We start from the raw sequence: 18,873 nt of genomic DNA, 5'->3' as shown, positions 1-18,873 counted from the left end.
GCCGAGGGGATGGCGGCAGAGGACTGAGCGGAGGGCCGCGCGGCCTGCCGGTCGTGGGGTCCGGGACCCGCCAAGCGTGGGACCCGTCACGCGTGGGACCCGCTCGGTCAGGGAGGGTCCGTCTCCGTTATCAGGGCGACCAGTTGGAACGGCAGCTCCTTGTCCCACTGGGAGACGCCGAGGGCGACCCAGCGGCCGTCCACCTGCCACAGGTGCACATCGGGGACGTGCGAGCTGAGCACCGCCCACGGCTCCGGTATGTCCTCCCCCTCCATCGAACGGTCCTGAACGCTCCAGAGGCTGATCACGTCCGGTGCTCCCCAGCGGTCGGCGAGCCGCTCCGACAGGGCGTCCCGGTCCGCCTCGTACTGCTCCTCGGTCTCCTCCCGGCGGGTGCCGTCGTCCTCCCAGAAGTCGGCGCTCGTCTGTAATTCGGCGATGTGGTAGCCGGGACCGCCCGTGCCGGCGTCCGACCGGCCGGGCTCCGCAGGGAACTCGGCGGAGCACAGCCTCTCGATGAGGGCGAGGTGCCGGGTGATGCTCATGCGTCCAGTAAAGCGGGCACCACTGACAATTGGCGTCCCGTCAGTGGCCCGCCCCCGCGGCCCGACGCCGGACAGGACGGTCGGGGAGGGGAGCGGGACCCGAGGCCGGGCGGCTGCTCGGTGGGGCTCGCGTCCGGCGCGGGGTCCGACCGGCGCGGGGTCCGACCGGCACGGGGTCCGACCGGCGGGGCGACCGGCCGAGCGGGGCGACCGTCGGCCGACGACGGCGGGGGCGGCGACCGTCGGCCGAGGGCCCGAGGGGCGACGGCCGACGAAGTAGCGACGGCGGGCAGGCGGCGCGGCGACGGTGGGCCCGTGGGGCGGCGACAGTGGCATGTAGGCGCGGCAGCGGGGGGCCTGCGGGGTGCTCGGCAGGTCGGGGGCGGTGGGCACTCGCCGGGGTCCCCCTTGGCGAGTACCATCCGGCAGACACGCGTGCTAGCTGGGAGGACGGACGTTGGGGCAGCTGACCGGCGGGGATCCTTCTCTGCTCCGGAGAATCAACTCGGCGGTGGTGCTGCACGCGCTGCGCGCCACGGATCACGCCACGCTCACGGAGATCACCCGGGTCACCGGGCTGTCCCGGCCCACGGTCGAGGGCGTCGTCGAAGGGCTGGTCGAGGCCGGGCTGGTGGTCGAGCGGGCCGCCGAGGAAGGGGCCGCCAGGCGCCAGGGCCGACCGGCGCGCCGGTACCGGTTCCGGGCGGAGGCGGGGCACCTGCTCGGACTGGAGGTGGGCTCGCACGGCGTCACCGCGCTGCTCGCGGACCTCGACGGGCGGGTGCTGGGCTCGCTGGCCAAGGACGTGGCCGAAACCGCGCCGGCCGACGAACGGCTGGAACGGCTGCGCTCGATCGTCGCGGAGCTGCTCCGCAGGTCCGGTGTCGCGCGGGACTCGCTGCGCGCGGTCGGCGTGGGCACCCCCGGCATCGTCGAGGCGGACGGCACCGTACGGCTGGGTACGGCCCTGCCGGAGTGGACGGGGCTGAACCTGGGCGAGCGGCTGAGCCGTTCCTTCAAGTGCCCGGTCCTGGTGGAGAACGACGCCAACGCCGCCGCGGTCGCCGAGCACTGGAAGGGCGCGGCCACCGAGTCGGACGACCTGGTGTTCGTGCTGGCCGGGCTGAGCCCCGGCGCGGGTTCGCTGATCGGCGGGCGGCTGCACCGGGGCTACGGGGGCGCGGCCGGGGAGATCGGCGCGCTGCATCTGCTGGGCCGGGAGGCCACCCCGGAGGCGCTGCTGTCGACCACCGGCGAGCCGCTGCACCCGCTCGACGAACAGGCCGTCGCAGAAGTGTTCCGGCACGCGCGCGAGGGCGACGAGCGGGCCCGCGCCGCCGTGCAGCGCTTCATACAGCGGCTGGTGCACGACGTGGCCGCGCTGGTGCTGGCGCTCGACCCCGAGCTGGTCGTCGTCGGCGGCTGGGCGACCGGCATCGACGACGTCCTCGAACCCCTGCGGCAGGAACTCGCCCGCTACTGCCTGCGCCCGCCCCGGGTGGACCTGTCCCGGCTGGGTGAGACGGCCGTCGCCATGGGCGCGCTGCGGCTCGCGCTCGACCATGTCGAGGAGCAGCTGTTCGCGGTCGAGGGCACGGTCACGGCCCGGCGCTGAGCCTTCTCGACACTTGACGCACCCTTCACCCCATGTGAAACGCCGTGCCCCGGAGTGTCCGGGGCACGGCGGATGCGGCTCGTGGAGCCGGTGTCCTCAGGACGCGCGGCGTTCCGGGCCGTGGTGGATCTCGACGTCGCCCGAGGCGCCGAAGGTCAGGCGGCAGGTGTCGGCACGGTAGGTGGCCAGGGAGACCGCGGCGGCACGTCCCTCGGCGAAGAAGCGGGTCGTGACGACGAGGACGGGCGCCCCCGGCAGCCGGTCCAGTTCCTTCGCGTCCTCCGCGCGCGCGGAGCCCAGCTCCACCGAGCGGTCCTGCCCCTCCAGTTCCAGCCGCTGCAACTCGCGCAGCACCGCACGCGCGCGTGCCGCGCCGGAGGGCGCGTCTATGGCGGAGAGGGCGGGCACGGAGGCCGCCGGGATGTAGAGCAGCTCGGCGGCCACGGGCTGGCCGTGGGAGACGCGGGAGCGGCGTACGACATGGACCTGCTCGCCGTGGAGGGTGTCCAGGATCTCGGCAACCGCGGTGGGCGGCGCCGCCTCCGCACAGTCCACGGCCTGCCAGGCGTCCCCGGCCGTGCCCGGCCAGGCGTGCTGCTCGCCGCCGACGGAGACGCCCACGCGCGGCGGGGCCACCGTGGTGCCGACGCCGCGCCGGCGCTGGAGCCGGCCTTCCAGTTCGAGCTGTTCCAGTGCCTGGCGGAGCGTGGCCCGGGCGACGCCGAAGCGGGCCGCCAGGTCGCGCTCGTTGGGCAGGATCTCGCCCACCGAGAACTCGGAGTCCAATGCCTCACTGAGCACGGTCTTCAGGTGCCAGTACTTCGGTTCCGGCACCGATTCGAGCTGCTGGGTCCCCACCCTGTCCTCCGCTGCTTCGCCGTGTCCCGGCGGCGTTTTTAGCGCCCTTGTTTATTAAAGGTTGTTGCACTTTCTTGCGACCATAGGCCCGCCCCCACCCTTGGTCAAGACCAATCCTCGAAGCCTCGGGCATCCGCCGCGCGGGGCGTGGCACAGCGTTCACGGAGCCTTCATGAGGGCATGCCGAACCGCCGTACGACCGGTCATCTGACGGGTCGTACGGCGGTTGACGGGCGGATGCCCGACGGCCCACCGGCTACTGGTCGAGCGGCAGGGCGAGCAGCTTCTCCGGGTTGCGGACGATGTGGATGCACTGAATTCGTCCGTCGGCGACGTCGAGCTGGAACACGGCGTCGGGCTTGCCTCCGGTGAGGACGACCAGCGCGAAGCCGCCGTTGATCTCCATGAAGCGGAACGAGGCGTCCGCGACGCCCTGGCCGGACACTCCGTGCAGGAAGCGCCCCACCTTGTCGGCGGACTCGATGATCCGCACCGGGGCCTTGGCGAGGCCACCGCTGTCGGCGACGAGGCGGACGTCCGGGGCGAGCAGCGCCATGAGCCCGTCGAGGTCGCCGCCGGCCGCCGCGGCGAGGAACCGCTCGGTGAGCTCCCGGCGTTCGGCCGGGTCGACCTCGTAGCGAGGGCGCCGCTCGTCGACGTGCCGACGGGCCCGTCCGGCGAGTTGGCGCACGGCGGGCTCGGTGCGGTCGAGCATGCCGGCGATCTCGGCGTACGGGTAGCCGAAGGCCTCCCGGAGCACGAACACCGCGCGTTCCAGGGGGGAGAGGGACTCCAGGACGACGAGGACGGCGAGGGAGACGGTGTCGGTGAGCACGGCGCGTTCCGCGGTGTCCGGGACGGTGGCCTCGTAGTCGGTGACGTACGGCTCGGGCAGCCACGGGCCGGGATAGGCCTCGTTGCGCGACTGCACCTGGCGGAGCCGGTCGATGGCGAGGCGGGTCGTCACACGGACCAGGTAGCCGCGGGGTTCGCGTACGTCGGACCGGTCGGCTCCGGTCCAGCGCAGCCAGGCCTCCTGGACCACGTCCTCGGCGTCGGCGACCCTGCCGAGCATGCGGTAGGCGACTCCCATGAGGACGGGGCGGTGCTCTTCGAAGACATCGGTCGCGGTGTCAGTGGTCACCGTCCCATCCCATCCGACGCGTGGGCCGGTGTCCAGGGCGTTTGTTACCCACGAGGACTACCCGTCGGTAGTAGTTGCTGACAAGCTGTCTAGGAATGCCGTTCGACGGCGCGCCCCACCCTCACAGACGAGGAGCTGCACCATGTCCGCCACGGTCTCCTTCCAGGTCCCTTCCCCGCTCGGCCCGCGGTCCGTGACGGTCTCCTACGCGCGCGAGGGCACCGGCGAACCGCTGCTCCTGCTGCACGGAATCGGCCACCACCGGCAGGCCTGGGACCCGGTGGTGCACCTGCTGGCGGCCGAGCGCGAGGTCATCAGCGTGGACCTGCCCGGCTTCGGCGCGTCCCCCGGCCTCCCGGACGGCCTGGCCTACGACCTGCCCACGACCACCGCCGTGTTCCGCGCCTTCTGCGAGACCCTGGAGCTCGACCGCCCCCATGTCGCGGGCAACTCCCTCGGCGGTCTGCTCGCCCTGGAACTGGGCCGGGAGAAGCTCGTACGGTCGGTCACGGCGCTGTCGCCCGCCGGGTTCTGGAACGAGGCCGAGCGGCGCTACGCGTTCGGCATCCTGCTGACGATGCGGCACCTCTCCCGGCGGATGCCGCTGCCGCTGGTTCAGCGCCTGTCGCGTTCGGCGGCCGGCCGGGCAGCCCTGACGAGCACCATCTACGCCCGCCCGAGCCGCCGTTCACCCGAGGCCGTGGTCGCCGAGACGCTCGCGCTCGCGGGGGCCACCGGGTTCGACGCGACCCTCAGGGCCGGCGGGAGCGTCCTGTTCACCGACGACATCCCGGAGCTGCCGGTCACCGTGGCCTGGGGCACGAGGGACTGGCTGCTCGTCCCCCGGCAGGGCGTCCGCGCCAAGCGGGTCATCCCCGGCGCGCGGCTGGTGCGGCTGCCCGGCTGCGGCCACTGCCCGATGAACGACGACCCGGCGCTGGTGGCCCGCGTCATCCTCGACGGCAGCCGCTGAACCGCGGCGCACGGTCAACCCGGAGCCCAGGGCGACCCCGGCGCCCACCAGGGCGCTGCCCACCGCCTGGGCGGCGCCGTAGGGGCCGGTGCCGACGAGGGGCGCGGTGCAGGCGGCGGCCACCGGGATGAGGCCGGAGAAGAGGGTGGCGCGTTCGGCGCCGATGCGTTGCATGCCCATGTACCAGCACACGAACCCGATGACGGTGACGACCGCCGCCTGCCACACCAGTGCGGCGGCCTCCGTGCCGTCCGGGCGGCGCAGCCAGTCACCGCCGTCGACGCTCAGCCCGACGGCGGCCGACTCGGCCGCGGCGACACCGCACACGGTCGCCGACAGCAGCCGTGGTCCGAGCGGCCGCAGGACCGGCACGGCCAGCACCGCGAAGCCGACCTCGCCGGCCAGCGCGCAGACGGAGAAGGCGATCCCGGCGCCGTCCGTGCGGCCCCAGCCCTGGACGGTGAACGCGCCCGCCGCGACCAGCGACGCCCCGTACAGCACGGTCCGTTGGGGGCGCCGCCCCTCCGACAGGGGGACCAGGACGGCCACGACGACGGGGGCGCAGCCCACGAACACGCCGGGCACGGCCGGTTCCGCCGTGCGCTCGGCGGCGAGCACGGCGAGGTTGAAGCCGACCATGCCGACCGCCGCGAGCAGCGCCAGCCGCAGCCACTGCCGGGCGGTGAGGCGGCGCAGCGGTGCGGTGCCGCCCCGGCCGAGCAGCGGGAGCAGCACCAGGAAGGCAAGCCCGTAGCGGAGGAACTGGCCGCCGGCGTACGGGTAGTCGCCGAGGACGCTGTTGGCGGTGAAGGAGCCGCCGACGAGGACGCAGGCGAGGGCGGCGGGCAGGGCTCCACGAGCCGTGGTGGCGTTCATGACGGTGACGCTAGGGACGTGGGCGGACCGGTTTAAGGTCCACTTCCATGACGTCATCGGGGACCAATTCGCCGTCGGGGACCACTCCTCCGCCGGACGCGCCCGTGGACGGCGAGGGGGCCGCGCCCTGGGCCGCCGCCTGGGAGTTGCTGCTGCCGGTCGCCTCCGCTCCCGCACGCGCGCGTGGACGTACGTTGCAGGCGGCGCTGCGGGAGGCGATCCGTTCGGGGCGGCTGGCGCGGGGGACCCGGCTACCGTCGAGCCGGGACCTCGCCGCCGATCTGGGGGTGTCGCGCGGGCTGGTGACCGAGGCGTACGAGCAGTTGGCGGCGGAGGGGTATCTGCGCAGTGGTCGGGGCGCGGGGACCTGGGTGGGGGCGGCGGTCCGTGGCGGACCGCCACGCGCGCGTGATCTCGCCCCCCGCTCCCCCGGCGCCCGTGCCGACTTCGTCCCCGGCACACCCGACCTGTCGCTCTTTCCGCGCGCCGCCTGGGCCGCCGCGCAGCGCGGGGTGCTCGCGGAACTCCCCCACGACGCGCTCGGCTACCCGGACCCGCGCGGGCTGCCCCGGCTGCGTACCGCGCTCGCCGAACTGCTCGCCCGGCGCCGGGGCGTGGTCGCCGATCCGGAGCGGCTGGTGGTGGTCTCCGGGGTCGCCCAGGCGATGACCCTGCTGGGGCTCGTGCTCCACGCGCGCGGGGAGCACGCCCTGGGCGTCGAGGACCCCGGCAGCCCGGAGCACGCGTCCCTGTACGCCGCCGCCGGGATGGGCACCGTGCCGCTGCCACTGGACGGGGCGGGTCTGGCCATGGGGCCGCTGCGCGACTCGGGTGTGCGGGCGGTGGTGACGACGCCGTCCCACCAGTTCCCCTCGGGCATCGCCTACTCGGCGCGGCGCCGCACCGAACTGCTCGACTGGGCGCGGTCGGTGGACGGTCTGATCGTGGAGGACGACTACGACGGCGACTTCCGCTACGACCGCGCCCCCGTGGGCGCCCTCCAGGGACTGGACCCGGAGCGGGTCGCGTACACGGGTTCCGTCAGCAAGTCGCTCGCGCCGGGACTGCGGCTCGGCTGGCTCCTCGTACCGGCGTCCCTGACCGAGGAGGTCGTCGAGCGCAAGCGGACCATGGATCTCGGCCATCCCACCCTCGACCAGGCCCTGTTCGCCCGGTTCGTGGAGCGCGGCGAACACGACCGGCAACTGCGCCGCTGCCAGCGGGCCTACCGCGAACGCCGGGACACCCTGGTGGCCGCCCTCACCGAGAACCTGCCCGGCACGCGCGTGTCCGGGATCGCCGCCGGGCTCCATGTGATCGCCACGCTGCCCGAGCGGTACGGACCGTGCGACCGCTTCGTGGAGCGGGTAACGGCGGCGGGGGTCGCGGTGCGTGAGTTGGGGCGGTACGGGCGCGTGCCGGACGACCTGCCCCGGCTGGTCCTCGGGTACGCGCATCTGTCACCGGCACGGATCCGGGAGGGGGTACGGCTGATGGCGGAGGCGGCCGGACAGGACGGCCGCGCGTGAATCCTGCTGCCTGACCGGGCCGGGAGCGACATGCCTCTCCCGGGCCCGGCGCGACCTGCCCCTCCCGGGCGGGCGGGCGCGCGGCACATCCCGCCCGGTCCCGCGCGACACACCCCTCCCGGTCCCGCACGACACACCCCTCCCGGACTCGCGCGACACACCCCTCGCGGGCGTCGCGGCCTGCTTCCCCCGCAACCCCGGTCAGTTGTTCACTTGTCGTTTCCGCGTGCGCCTCGGCGCACCAGTACTTGTGGCACTGCGCATTGGCCGAATCCGTCCCAGGAGGCTCATTCATGTCACACCGCCCGCCGATCTCCCTGCCCGGCCGCCGCAGTGTGCTGCGCGGTTCCCTGGCCGCGTCGGCGGCCCTGGCCCTGCCCGGCTCGCTCGCGGCGGCGCCAGCGTTCGCCCTGTCGGGGCGGCCGCGGGCCGGATGGGGTGTGCAGGCCGGAGACGTGAGCGCGCACTCCGGTCTCGTGTGGGTGCGCTCGGACCGGCCGGCGCGCATGATCGTGGAGACGTCCGCCACCGAGTCGTTCCGCAACCCGCGCAGGTGGCACGGCCCGCTGCTCGGGGCCGGCACCGACTTCACCGGGACGACCCGGTTGCGCGGCCTGCCGGCCGGTGAGCAGATCCACTACCGGGTGCTCCTCGCCGACCCGGACGACCCGCGCCGCACCGGCGAGCCGGTGACCGGCACGTTCCGGACGACGCCGGTGAAGCGGCGCTCCGGCGTGCGGTTCCTGTGGTCGGGCGACCTGGCCGGGCAGGGCTGGGGCATCAACCCGGATCGCGGCGGCTACCGCGTCTTCGACGCGATGGGACGGCTGGACCCCGACTTCTTCCTGTTCAGCGGGGACACGATCTACGCCGACGGCCCCATCGCCGCGACGGCGCCCCTGCCCGGCGGCGGGACCTGGCGGAACATCACCACCGAGGAGAAGGCCAAGGTGGCGGAGACGCTGGCGGAGTTCCGCGGCAACTTCCGCTACAACCTGCTGGACGAGAACCTGAAGCGGTTCAACGCGCAGGTGCCGTCGATCGTGCAGTGGGACGACCACGAGGTCACCAACAACTGGTACCCGGGAGAGATCCTCACCGACGCCCGCTACACGGAGAAGAGCGTGGACGTGCTGGCGTCCCGGGCGCGGCGCGCCTTCAGCGAGTACTTCCCCATCTCGACGCTGCGGCCGGGCTCGCGCGAGGGCCGGGTGCACCGGGTGATGCGCCACGGCCCGCTCCTCGACGTGTTCGTCCTGGACATGCGGACGTACCGCGGCGCCAACTCGCCCGGCAAGCAGACCACCGACCCGGTGGGCATCCTCGGCGCCGAGCAGTTGCGGTGGCTGAAGAGGGAGCTGTCTCGTTCCCGTGCCGTGTGGAAGGTGATCGCCTCCGACATGCCGCTCGGCCTGGTCGTGCCGGACACCGGCGACGGGAAGCCGAACATCGAGGCGGTGGCCCAGGGCGACCCGGGCGCGCCGCTCGGGCGTGAGCTGCAGATCGCCGAACTGCTGCGGTTCATCAAGCACCAGAGGATCACCGGGACGGTGTGGCTGACGGCCGACGTGCACTACACCTCGGCGCAGCACTACCAGCCGTCGCGGGCGGCGTTCACCGACTTCGAGCCGTTCTGGGAGTTCGTCTCCGGGCCGCTCAACGCCGGTGCCTTCCCGGCGAACGCCCTCGACAACACGTTCGGTCCCGAGCGGGTCTTCCTCAAGGCGCCGACCACGGCGAACGTGTCGCCCGCGGGTGGTTACCAGTTCTTCGGCGAGGTCGACATCGACGGCCGCAGCGGGGAGTTGACGGTGCGGCTGCGCGAGCAGGACGGCACCGTGCTCTACACCAAGACGCTCCAGCCGGGGCTGGTGGGACAGTGACCCGCACGGCCTGAAACGGGGGGCCGGCGAACCTGGCCCCCAGTCATATGGCGGACGGCTCGGCAACACCGGGCCGTCCGCCGCGTTTTCGCAGGTCATCGCCCGTTGTCAGTGGTCGCTCCTACGGTTTTCCCATGACGCGATCTTTGCAGGCCGTGGCCTATACCCGACCCTCCGTGCTGGAGTCCGCGGCGGGCGGAAGCCGGCTGGGGCTGGAGACCTCCCGGGGTGCGACCCCGACGGGCTTCCAGGACCATCCGCGGTTCTTCACGGGCTTCCTGACCTCTCCTCAGGTGGCGGCGGCCGCCCTGCTGGCGGTCGCCGACGTGGCGGCGGCGCGCTACTACCAGCAGCAGCTACGGGCCTCCCTGGACCCGGTGGTGACGGGCAACGGGGACCGGCTGCGCTTCGAGTCGTTCTCCGGCTGCGGCGGGGTGTACGCCCGGCTCGACGTCCTGGAGCCGGGACTCGACGGGGGTGAGGTCGGCCACGGCACGACCAACGTCGACGTCAACAACCCACTGCGCGAGGCGCTGTCCCGCGTCGGCTCCGACGATCCGCTGCATCTGCGGGTCGGCCCAGACGAGTTGGCGGTGACGACGCTGGACGGCCCGGTGGTGGAGAAGAAGGTGCCGTTGCCGGACCGCTGGCTGCGCGGTTTCGCCGAGGCGCAGGTGATCGCCGCCGGTTTCGATCTGCGGGCCGAGCTGCCCGCCGCCGAGGCCGTACGGTTCCTGCGGTCGCTGCCGCGCGGTGGCGGGCGGGGCGCGTCGCGGGGCGCCCAGTGGGTCGTGCCCTCGGGCCGGGTCCTGCGCCCGACGACGCGGCCGGTGCCGGGCGCGGTCTGCCTGCCCGGCCCGGAGCGGCTGGTGGCCCTCCAACGGGTCCTGCGCCACGCGACCGCACTGCGCGTCTACGGCCCGCCGGCCGCCGGGGCGGCGGCCCTGGCGAGCGCCTGGGAGGTCGAGCTGCCCGGTATGCGGCTCACCCTCACGCTGTCCCCGGAGGCCGCGCGCGGCTTCTCCGGCGAGGGCGGTGTGCTGGAGGCCCTCGCCACCGACGAGGCCGCCGAGGACGCGGAGCTGATCTCGGTCCTCCTCGCCTGGGAGCCCCGCATCGACATCGGCGACCTGGCCGCGTCCTCCGGCCTCACCGCCGAGCGGGTACGGGCGGCGCTGACCCGGCTGGGGACCTCGGGACGCGTCGGTTACGACACGGCGGAGGCCGCCTACTTCCACCGGGAACTCCCCTACGACGCCGACCGCGTCGAGCGGCACAATCCGCGGCTACGCTCGGCCCGCGGCCTGGTGGCCGCCGGGGCGGTCTCCCTGGACGGCTCGCTCGGCACGGTGACCGCCGAGGACGGGCATGTCCACCGGGTCCGCGACGACGGGGGCACACTGAGCTGTTCCTGCCTGTGGTGGGCGAAGTACCGCGGCGGCAGGGGCCCTTGCAAGCACGCGCTGGCGGTGCGGATGGTCCGCCGGGGCGGGGAGGCGGGGACCGGAGGGACACCGGCACCCGGGGAGCCGGACAGCACGACGACCGAAACCACGATCGACATGGAACCGAGCGGGACGAGCATCGACGGGGGTGCGCGATGACGGCGACGACGCTGGTCAACGCGGTACGGGCGGGAAACACGGGTGACGTGGTCACCCTGGCGGACGGTATGACGGACGCCGAACGACGAGCGTGCATGCCCGAGTTGAAGGAACTGCGCAAGAAGCTGCGGTCCGAGCCGTGGGGTTCGCCCCTGCAGCGCGCGTATCCGGCGCTGCACGTGGCCGGCGCGGCCTGCCAGACGGGCGCGGCGGCGGTCGCCGACTGGATCGCGGGGTCCGACATGCGCTGGCGGCAGGCGCCGGCACCGGTCCTGATCGATGTGCTCGGCGACCGTGAGCCGCGCTGGCTCGACGACCTGGTGCACCGGCTGGCGGAGCGCCCGCTGACCGCGCAGGTGCCGTACGAGCTGATGTCCGGTCTGGTGCGGCTCGCGGGCTGTGCGGTGCCGACGTCCGAGACCTATGTACGGGGCTGGATGGAGCACATCGGCCGGGCGCGCTGGAAGGCGGGCACCGTCATCGGCAATCTGCGCAAGGACCCGCACCTCGCGGACCTCGTCACCGCCCTGTTCGACATCGCGGAGATCGGCGCCCGCAGCGACTGGCGGTACGGCGAGGGGCTGAACAACTGGACCTACGCCCTCACCCAGCTCGCCGAGGAGGGCCTCCTCGACCGCAAGACCCTCATCGACGGCTGTGTGTCCCGGCTGCTGCGCGGCGGCGGCTCCACGGCCGACAACAAGGTGTTCCTCGGCCTGCTGACCTCGCTCGACCTCACCCGTGACGAGCGGTGCGAGCGGATCGCGGACTGGATGTCCCTGTGCGCGGACGCCCCCTCCTCCGTGGCCGGGCACGCCCAGTCCGTCCTCGCCGAGTTCGCTCTGGACGGCGCACTGGGGTCACGCCGGCTCATCGAGATGTCCGGCGCCGTGCTCTTCCGCCCCGAGCGGAAGCTCGTCCGCTCCCAGCTGATCCTGCTCGGCAAGGTCCTCAAGCAGGACCCGTCCACCGCGGGCGCGCTGCTCCCCGTGGTCGCCCAGGCGTTCGGGCACGAGGACACGGAGGTGCAGGAGCGGGCGCTGAAGCTCGTCGAGCGGCACATCGGCGACGTCGCCGACGAGGACGCCGCGCGCGAGGAGATCACCGGCGCGGCCGCCGATCTGAGCCCCGGCCTGCGGACCCGCGCCCAGGACGTCCTCGGTATCTCCCCGGCCGAGGAGAGCCCGGAGGCGTACGAGGAGCTGCTCCCTCCCGTGCCCGAGCCCACGCGACTCGCGCCGGCCCCTGAGACGGTCGCCGAACTCGCCGAGGAGGTCAACGCGCTGCTGGCCTCGGACGGCGACATCAGCGCCTTCGAGCGGACGCTGGACGGGCTCGTACGCCATGCGCACCGGGATCGCGAGGCACTCGTGGAGGCGCTGGGTCCGGTGGCGGCGGGGCGTTGGTGGGCGGAGATGGAGCCGGCGTACGTCGACCGGTACTTCCGGGACTCGCCGCACGACCTGGAGATCGTCCTGGCGTCGCTGTTCGAGCGGGTCCGCGTCTCCGTCCTGCACGAGGCGCGCTCGGACGCCCCCACGTCCGGAGGGTGTGTGCACAGCGGCCTCGCCGGGGTCCGCGACGCCCGACTGTGGGAGGTCGCCCATCGCGTCCGCACCGAGCCGCTGCCGTTCCTGCTGGCCACGCCCACCTGGAGCACGGGGGCGCTGGAGCCCGGGGAGCTGGTGGCGAGACTCGACTCCTACCGGCGGCTCGGGGCCCGGCCCGGTCGGGCGGACTTCGCGCAGGCGCTGCTGCGGGTGCGGCGCGCCGACCCGGCCGCGTCGGCGTCCGCCGCGGTGGCCGCCCGGGAGCTGGGCACCCCGGAGGGCGACCGGCTGGCGGAGTGGCTGGCGACCGACGTGCCGTCCCGGCCCGTGCGGAGCAGCCGTACGGAAGGGCCGAGGGTCCTCGTGGAGTTCGGGGAGCTCCCGGAGTTGCAGAGCGAGTCCTTCCCGCCGCAGGTCCGCCGGCTGGGGCGCCCGCTGTCCGAGTACAAGGGCCTCTGGTACTGCTCCCACTGGGACGACGCCGAGTGGCGGCACTGGCTCGCGGTCGTGCCGGAACGCCCGGAGCTGGTGGCGGCACGCGTGTTGCGGGACATTTCGCAGGCGGTCATCGAGGACACGGGGGCCGGGTTCTCGTTCCTGCCGACGCTCGCCGAGGCGGAGGGCGAGACGGGCGAGGCCGTGCGGTTGTGCGTGGTGTACGGGCTGGGCGCCAAGCGGCCGGAGGACCGGCTCGCCGCCGTGGACGCCCTGCTGGTGCTGGCGGCCCGGGGGCAGCTCGACGTCGAGCAGGCCGGCGCCGACCTCGGTCGACTGGCCGTGATCAGCTATCTGAAGCCGCTGCGGATCGCCGAGGCGATACGCACGGCGGCGTCCACCGGCGCGTACGGCACGGCCTGGGCGGTCCTGCGGGCGGCCCTGCCGCACCTGCTCGCCGAACTCTCCGACGGGCAGGGCGAGGACGGCGGCAAGGACCGGGCCAGGGCCACCACGCCGGTTCGGGGGCTCGGGGAGCTGCTGGCCGTCGCCGCCGAATGCGTGGAACGGTCCGGGGCGCGCGGGGAGCTGCCCCACCTCGATCTGGCGGCGGACCGAAGGGGCTCGTCCCGGCTGGTCACCGAGGCACGGCGGCTGCGCGCGGCGCTGGCGGTCTGACCCGGTCCATCAACTGTCCGGACTGCCGTGGCCCATCGGTCGTCCAACCTGCAACAAAAGGGACGGAACGATGCTTTTACCGGCCGGTCACAAAGCGTTCGTGATCACGCAACACCCTTCCCTCACAGTGGCCACATGACTCCAGACATGTCTGATGTGACGCGGGCGAGGAACGGTCGCCCGGTGCGCCACTGGCGGCGGGCCGTGGTCGGTCTCGCCGCGCTCCTCGCGGCGGCGGCCGTGGCCGACGCGGTGGTGGGCTCCACCGCGCGGGGCACGGGCGGTGCGGTGCTGTTGGCGGTCACGGCGGCCGTCCTGCCCGCGGCTGTCGGGTTCCACACATGGTGGACACGACGCCACGGTCACGCGCCGCCCACGAGCGATACCGGCGCCCGGCCGTCGCTCCCCGCGGAGCGGCAGGCCGGGCCGGCCGGAGCGGGCGAGGCGGATGTGGCGGACGCCGGGGCCATGGCAGGGGCGACCGTGTTGTGGCGGATGCGGACGACCGTGAAGGACGAACCGGGGTCGCTCGCGGCGCTGTGCACGGCGCTGGCGGCCCACCGGGTCGACATCCTGAGCCTGCAGACGCACCCGTTGGCCGAGGGCACCGTGGACGAGTTCCTGCTGCGGGCGCCCGAGGAGCTGTCCGCCACGGAGATCAGCGGGTCGGTGTCCGACGCGGGCGGCAGCGAGACCTGGATCGAGCGCGGCGACGCCCATGACCTGGTGGACGCGCCGACGCGGGTGCTCGGCCTGGCGACGCGTACGGCGCTGGACGCCGCGGAGCTCCCGCTGGCGCTGCGGCAGTTGCTGGGGCGCTGCACCATCCGTTCGCTGCCCGCCACCGCTCCCGGCTCGGGCCGGGTCCAGGAGGGCGCGCCGGTCGAGGGGGCCCTGGAGGGCACGGTGATGCGGCTGCGGGCGCCGGAGGGCGGGACGATCACGGTGGAGCGGCCGTATCTGCCGTTCACGCCCACGGAGTTCGCGCGGGCGCGGGCCCTGGTGGAGCTGGACACGCGGCTCGGGCCGCGGATCCCGCGCAGCCAGGACGTGCTGACACTGCCCGAGGGCAACGACCTCACGGTGCGCCGTGCCGACGCGGGCGATCTGCGCGCGGCGAAGGCCATGCACGACAGGTGCTCGGCGCGGACGCTGAGCATGCGGTACCACGGGCCGGTCGGCGACGCGGACCGCTACCTCAAGCATCTGCTGAGCCCCCGTTTCGGGCGGACGCTCGCCGCGCAGACCACCTCGGGGCGCCTCGTCGGACTGGGCCATCTGCTCTGGGACGGCGACGAGACGGAGATCGCGCTGCTCGTCGAGGACGAGTGGCAGCGGCGCGGTATCGGCAGCGAGTTGCTCCGCAGGCTGGTGGCCATGGCGGGCGACGCCGGCTGCGCGAACGTATATGTCGTGACGCAGTCGTCCAACACGGGGATGGTCGCGGCGATGCGGGCGTTGGATCTGCCGCTCGACTACCAGGTCGAGGAGGGGACGCTGGTGATCACGGCCCGCCTGGACGCCGTGGCGGCGCACCGGGCCGAGGGCGCGGAGGGGGTCCGCAAGGGGCGGTGACCTGCCCCGACAGCAGGCCCGACAGCAGGAGGGCCTTACCAACAGCGCGGGAGCCGGTGACGGGCTCCCGCGCTTCGCTGTCACCGGGTCCCGCCCACCGCCTGCTGGAGGCCGTCGAGGATGAGGTCCAGCCCGAAGTCGAACTCGTCGCCGTAGGCGTACCCGGGCCGCATGACGTGCTCGGTCGCGATCTCGGTCAGGTACGGGTACTCGCCGTCCCCGAAGCCGCTCATGATGGCCTCGGCCACGTCGGCGGTCTGCTCCGGGGTCTCGAAGGGCAGGGCCTTCTCCTGGAGGGCGAACCCGTAGATGTAGCCGTCGAGGACCGACACGGCGTGCGCGGTGAGGGTGAGGGAGAAGCCGCCCCGGCGCAGACAGCCGAGCACGGCGTCGTGGTGCCGCAGGGTGGCGGGCCCCGGTGTGGCCCGTGACGCCATCAGCCCGATCGCCCAGCGGTGCCGGGACAGCACCTGGCGCATCGAGGCCGCCCGCTGCCGCATCGCTTGCCGCCACTCGTCGTCCGGGGAGGGCAGGTCGACCTCGCCGAAGACCAGGTCGACCATGCCGTCGAGCAGGTCCTCCTTGTTGGCCACGTGGTTGTACAGGGACATCGCCTCGACGCCCACGGCCTCGCCGAGCTTGCGCATGCTGAGCGTCTCCAGGCCGCCGCTGTCGGCGAGTTCGACGGCGGCGCGCAGCACCCGCTGCCGGGTGAGTGTCTCGCGGGGCGGCTGCGGGGCGGTACGTCGCGTCACGGGGGACGGTCACTTCCTCTCACGGTCTCCGGGCGTTGACGAGCTTACGGCGTAAGTGCTCTACTTACGCCGTAAGTGCTGCACTTACGGCGTAAGTCCAGCGAGCACCCGAAGCGGGAGACGACGATGCGGAGCACCAGCGAGGCGGCGCGAGCCGGGGAGACCGGGACGATGGCGGCCGTCGTGCAGGAGCGCTACGGCGCCGAGCCGGAAGCCGTCCTGCGCATGGGGCGGCTCGCCCGTCCGGCGGTCGGGCCGGGGCAGGTTCGAGTGCGCGTGCGCGCCTCCAGCGTGGACCGCGGTACCTGGCACCTGATGGCCGGTCTGCCGTACGCGGTCCGGCCGGTGAGCGGGCTGCGCGGGCCGAAGCTCCCCAACCCCGGCCGCAACATCGCCGGTGTCGTCGAGGCGGTCGCCCCGGACGTGACCGGGTTCGCGCCCGGCGACGAGGTGTACGGCACGGCGGCGGCCGCGTTCGCCGAGTACGCCGTCGCCCGGCCCGACAGGATCGCCCCCAAGCCGGCCGGGCTGACCTTCGAGGAGGCGGCGACGGTACCCGTCAGCGCGCTCACCGCGCTCCAGGCGGTTCGCGACAGGGCGCGGCTCCAGCGGGGCCAGGAGGTCCTGATCACCGGAGCGTCCGGTGGGGTCGGCACCTTCGCCGCCCAACTCGCCCATGCCTTGGGGGCACGGGTCACGGCCGTCGCGCGCACGGCCAAGGTCGAGGCCGTGCGGGCACTGGGCGCCGACGAGGTGATCGACCACACCCGTCAGGACTTCCTGGCCGGCCCGCAGCGGTACGACGCCATCATCGACATCGCGGGCAACCGCACCCTGCGGGATCTGCGCCGCGCCCTCACGCCGCGCGGGCGGCTGGTCATCACCGGCGGGGAGACGGACGGCCGCTGGCTCGGCGGCACCGACCGACAGCTCCGTGCCCAGCTGCTGTCGCCGTTCTCCGGCCGGCACCTGGGCACGTTCATCGCCTCCGAGCACGCCGACGGGCTGCGGGACCTGACCGCGCTCATCGAGGCGGGCACACTCGGCCCCGTCGTGGACCGCGTGTACCCGCTCGCGGAGGCCGCCGCGGCCGTCAGGCGCCTCCGCGACGGCGGCGTCACGGGCAAACTGGCGCTCAGCGTTCCCGCGGAGTGAGACCGGGGCCCGGACGCGGGCACAGATCAGCGGCCCCCGGAGCAGCGCGACACAAGCCTGAGCCACGGCCCCCCGAGGGCGCTGCGCAGGCCAAAGCCACGGCCCCGGATCAGTGCTGCGCAGGCAGAGCCGCACGCCCCGGAGGTCCCAGGCAGAGCCCGGTGGGCCGGGGCAGTCCGGCCCCGGCCCTAGACGGCCGCTCAGTGGCCGGACGCCGCCCCCAGGCTCGCCACAGGGTGATCGGCGTCGGCGTCGACCCCCGTGGTGGTGGTGTCGGCCGTGGCGCCCAGCGCCGCGTCCAGGTCCGCCCACAGGTCGTCCACGTCCTCCAGGCCCACCGACATCCTCAGGAGCCGGTCGCTCACCCCGGCGCCCCGGCGGTCGGTCTCGTCCACGATGCGGTGGCTGATGGAGGCCGGGTGCTGGATCAGGCTGTCCACGCTGCCGAGGCTGACGGCGGGGGTGATCAGCCGGACGCCCGCGATGACGTCGTGGGGGTCGCCGTGGACCTCGAAGGCGATCATCGCGCCGCCGACGCGAGGGTAGTGGACCCGCGCCACACGAGGGTCGGCGTCGAGGCGGCGGACCAGTTCCGCGGCGGTCGCGGAAGCCGCCCTGACCCGCACGGGGAGGGTCGCGAGGCCGCGCAGGAGGAGGTAGCCGGCGAGCGGGTGGAGGACACCGCCGGTCGCGAAGCGTATCTGCCGCAGCCGCCCGGCGAACTCCTCGTCGCAGGCAACAACCCCGGCCATGACGTCCCCGTGACCACCGAGGTACTTGGTGGCACTGTGCAGGACGAGCCGCGCCCCCTGCTCGACGGGCCGCTGAAGAACCGGCGTCGCGAAAGTGTTGTCCGCGAGGAGCGGGACCGAGCCGCAGGAGTGGGCGAGGGCCCGCAGGTCGAGCTCGGCGAGCGTCGGGTTGGCCGGGGTCTCCACCAGCACCAGACCGGTGTCGGGCCGCAGCGCGTCCGCGACGCCGGCCGAGTCGACCCAAGTGACCTCGGAGCCGAGCAGCCCCGCGGTGAGGAGATGGTCGCTGCAGCCGTACAGGGGTCGTACGGCGACGACATGGCGCAGGCCCATGGAGGCGCGAGCAAGGAGCACGGCGCTCAGCGCGGCCATGCCGCTGGCGAAGGCGACGGCGCTCTCGGTGCCCTCCAGGCGGGCGAGGGCGGTCTCGAAACGGGCGACGGTCGGATTGCCGAGGCGTCCGTAGATCGGGGTGCCCTCGGGTTCGGCGCCGTCGACGGCGAAGGAGTCGATGCGGGCGGCCTCACCGCGGCTGTCGTACGAGGGGTAGGTCGTCGACAGGTCGATGGGCGCGGCGTGCAGGCCCAGGCGCGCGAGATCGTCGCGGCCGGCGTGCACGGCCTCGGTGTCCAGCGCTCTCGGCGTGGTGCGTGCGGGGTCGTACGCGTGCGTGCTCGCTGAGTTCATGGGCGTCAGGGTGAACATCGGCCGGGCCGTACGGGTCGGCCTCCGTGTTACGTTCGAACAATGGCCGAATCTGTCGTACTGGATCCGGTGGACCTCCACCTTCTGCGCCTGTTGCAGAACGACGCACGGGCGACCTACCGCGATCTCGCCGCCCAGGTGGGGGTCGCGCCGTCGACGTGTCTGGACCGGGTGACCCGGCTGCGTCGCTCCGGAGTGATCCTCGGTCATCAGCTACGCCTCGATCCGGCCAAGCTCGGGC

Annotated in this window: 14 protein-coding genes and 1 pseudogene; 9 read left to right on the top strand and 6 right to left on the bottom strand. The window is 73.8% G+C overall.

Features of this window, described 5'->3' with window-relative positions; translation table 11 throughout:
• Positions 1–107 precede the first annotated feature (107 nt).
• The gene (locus tag M8J73_RS18020; protein ID WP_055537460.1) at positions 108–545 is read right to left on the bottom strand and encodes a hypothetical protein; all 438 of its coding nucleotides are present in this window, start codon (positions 543–545) and stop codon (positions 108–110) included.
• A gap of 457 nt (positions 546–1,002) precedes the next feature.
• Between M8J73_RS18020 and M8J73_RS18015 the strand changes: the two genes are divergently transcribed.
• Positions 1,003–2,160 carry an ROK family transcriptional regulator gene (locus M8J73_RS18015; protein WP_249828799.1) on the top strand — a complete coding sequence of 386 codons (1,158 nt, stop codon included), beginning with the start codon at positions 1,003–1,005 and terminating at the stop codon, positions 2,158–2,160.
• A 96-nt stretch (positions 2,161–2,256) separates the two neighbouring features.
• On the opposite strand, the gene M8J73_RS18010 is transcribed toward M8J73_RS18015, so the two are convergent.
• Together M8J73_RS18010 and sigJ are read right to left on the bottom strand one after the other, a co-directional pair.
• Entirely contained in the window at positions 2,257–3,018 is a 762-nt protein-coding gene (locus M8J73_RS18010; RefSeq protein WP_055538382.1) for a GntR family transcriptional regulator, read from the bottom strand.
• A gap of 256 nt (positions 3,019–3,274) precedes the next feature.
• Positions 3,275–4,162: an RNA polymerase sigma factor SigJ gene (gene sigJ / locus M8J73_RS18005; RefSeq protein ID WP_055538381.1), complete on the bottom strand. Its 888-nt coding sequence runs from the start codon at positions 4,160–4,162 to the stop codon at positions 3,275–3,277.
• Positions 4,163–4,304: 142 nt separating this feature from the next.
• On the opposite strand from sigJ, the gene M8J73_RS18000 reads away from it, so the two are divergent.
• Positions 4,305–5,135: an alpha/beta fold hydrolase gene (locus M8J73_RS18000; protein WP_055538380.1), complete on the top strand. Its 831-nt coding sequence runs from the start codon at positions 4,305–4,307 to the stop codon at positions 5,133–5,135.
• 87 nt (positions 5,136–5,222) lie between these two features.
• Here the strand turns inward: M8J73_RS18000 and M8J73_RS17995 are convergent.
• Positions 5,223–6,011 (bottom strand): annotated as a pseudogene (locus M8J73_RS17995) (EamA family transporter); the annotation flags it as partial.
• 47 nt (positions 6,012–6,058) lie between these two features.
• Here M8J73_RS17995 and pdxR point away from each other — a divergent pair.
• From pdxR to M8J73_RS17970, 5 genes are all read left to right on the top strand, one after another.
• A complete protein-coding gene (gene pdxR / locus M8J73_RS17990) occupies positions 6,059–7,540 on the top strand; it encodes a MocR-like pyridoxine biosynthesis transcription factor PdxR (protein WP_249828798.1) in 1,482 nt (493 codons plus the stop codon).
• Between the two features lie 293 nt (positions 7,541–7,833).
• Complete coding sequence (locus M8J73_RS17985) at positions 7,834–9,423, top strand: alkaline phosphatase D family protein (protein WP_055540757.1); 1,590 nt, start codon at positions 7,834–7,836, stop codon at positions 9,421–9,423.
• Positions 9,424–9,557: 134 nt separating this feature from the next.
• On the top strand, positions 9,558–11,027 hold the full coding sequence (locus M8J73_RS17980; RefSeq protein ID WP_079055046.1) for an SWIM zinc finger family protein: 1,470 nt from the start codon (positions 9,558–9,560) through the stop codon (positions 11,025–11,027).
• The gene (locus M8J73_RS17975) at positions 11,024–13,690 is read left to right on the top strand and encodes a DUF6493 family protein (protein WP_055540756.1); all 2,667 of its coding nucleotides are present in this window, start codon (positions 11,024–11,026) and stop codon (positions 13,688–13,690) included. The genes M8J73_RS17980 and M8J73_RS17975 overlap by 4 nt, the downstream gene beginning before the upstream one ends.
• A gap of 147 nt (positions 13,691–13,837) precedes the next feature.
• On the top strand, positions 13,838–15,265 hold the full coding sequence (locus M8J73_RS17970) for a GNAT family N-acetyltransferase (protein WP_240501556.1): 1,428 nt from the start codon (positions 13,838–13,840) through the stop codon (positions 15,263–15,265).
• A gap of 80 nt (positions 15,266–15,345) precedes the next feature.
• Here the strand turns inward: M8J73_RS17970 and M8J73_RS17965 are convergent, their stop codons facing one another.
• Positions 15,346–16,020 (bottom strand): TetR/AcrR family transcriptional regulator, encoded by a 675-nt coding sequence (locus M8J73_RS17965; RefSeq protein WP_249828797.1) that lies wholly within the window; start codon positions 16,018–16,020, stop codon positions 15,346–15,348.
• Between the two features lie 126 nt (positions 16,021–16,146).
• Here M8J73_RS17965 and M8J73_RS17960 point away from each other — a divergent pair, with 126 nt between their 5' ends.
• A complete protein-coding gene (locus M8J73_RS17960) occupies positions 16,147–17,175 on the top strand; it encodes an NAD(P)-dependent alcohol dehydrogenase (RefSeq protein WP_249828796.1) in 1,029 nt (342 codons plus the stop codon).
• Positions 17,176–17,375: 200 nt separating this feature from the next.
• Here the strand turns inward: M8J73_RS17960 and M8J73_RS17955 are convergent, their stop codons facing one another.
• On the bottom strand, positions 17,376–18,614 hold the full coding sequence (locus tag M8J73_RS17955; protein ID WP_249828795.1) for a trans-sulfuration enzyme family protein: 1,239 nt from the start codon (positions 18,612–18,614) through the stop codon (positions 17,376–17,378).
• Positions 18,615–18,674: 60 nt separating this feature from the next.
• On the opposite strand from M8J73_RS17955, the gene M8J73_RS17950 reads away from it, so the two are divergent.
• Positions 18,675–18,873 (top strand): Lrp/AsnC family transcriptional regulator (locus M8J73_RS17950; protein WP_249828794.1); only part of this gene is annotated, 199 nt, incomplete at its 3' end.

Origin of the sequence: Streptomyces neyagawaensis (genome assembly GCF_023516595.1) — a bacterium.
GTDB lineage: Bacteria > Actinomycetota > Actinomycetes > Streptomycetales > Streptomycetaceae > Streptomyces > Streptomyces neyagawaensis.
The sequence above is the reverse complement of the archived record's forward strand: the minus strand, read 5'-3'. Positions and strand labels throughout refer to the sequence as shown.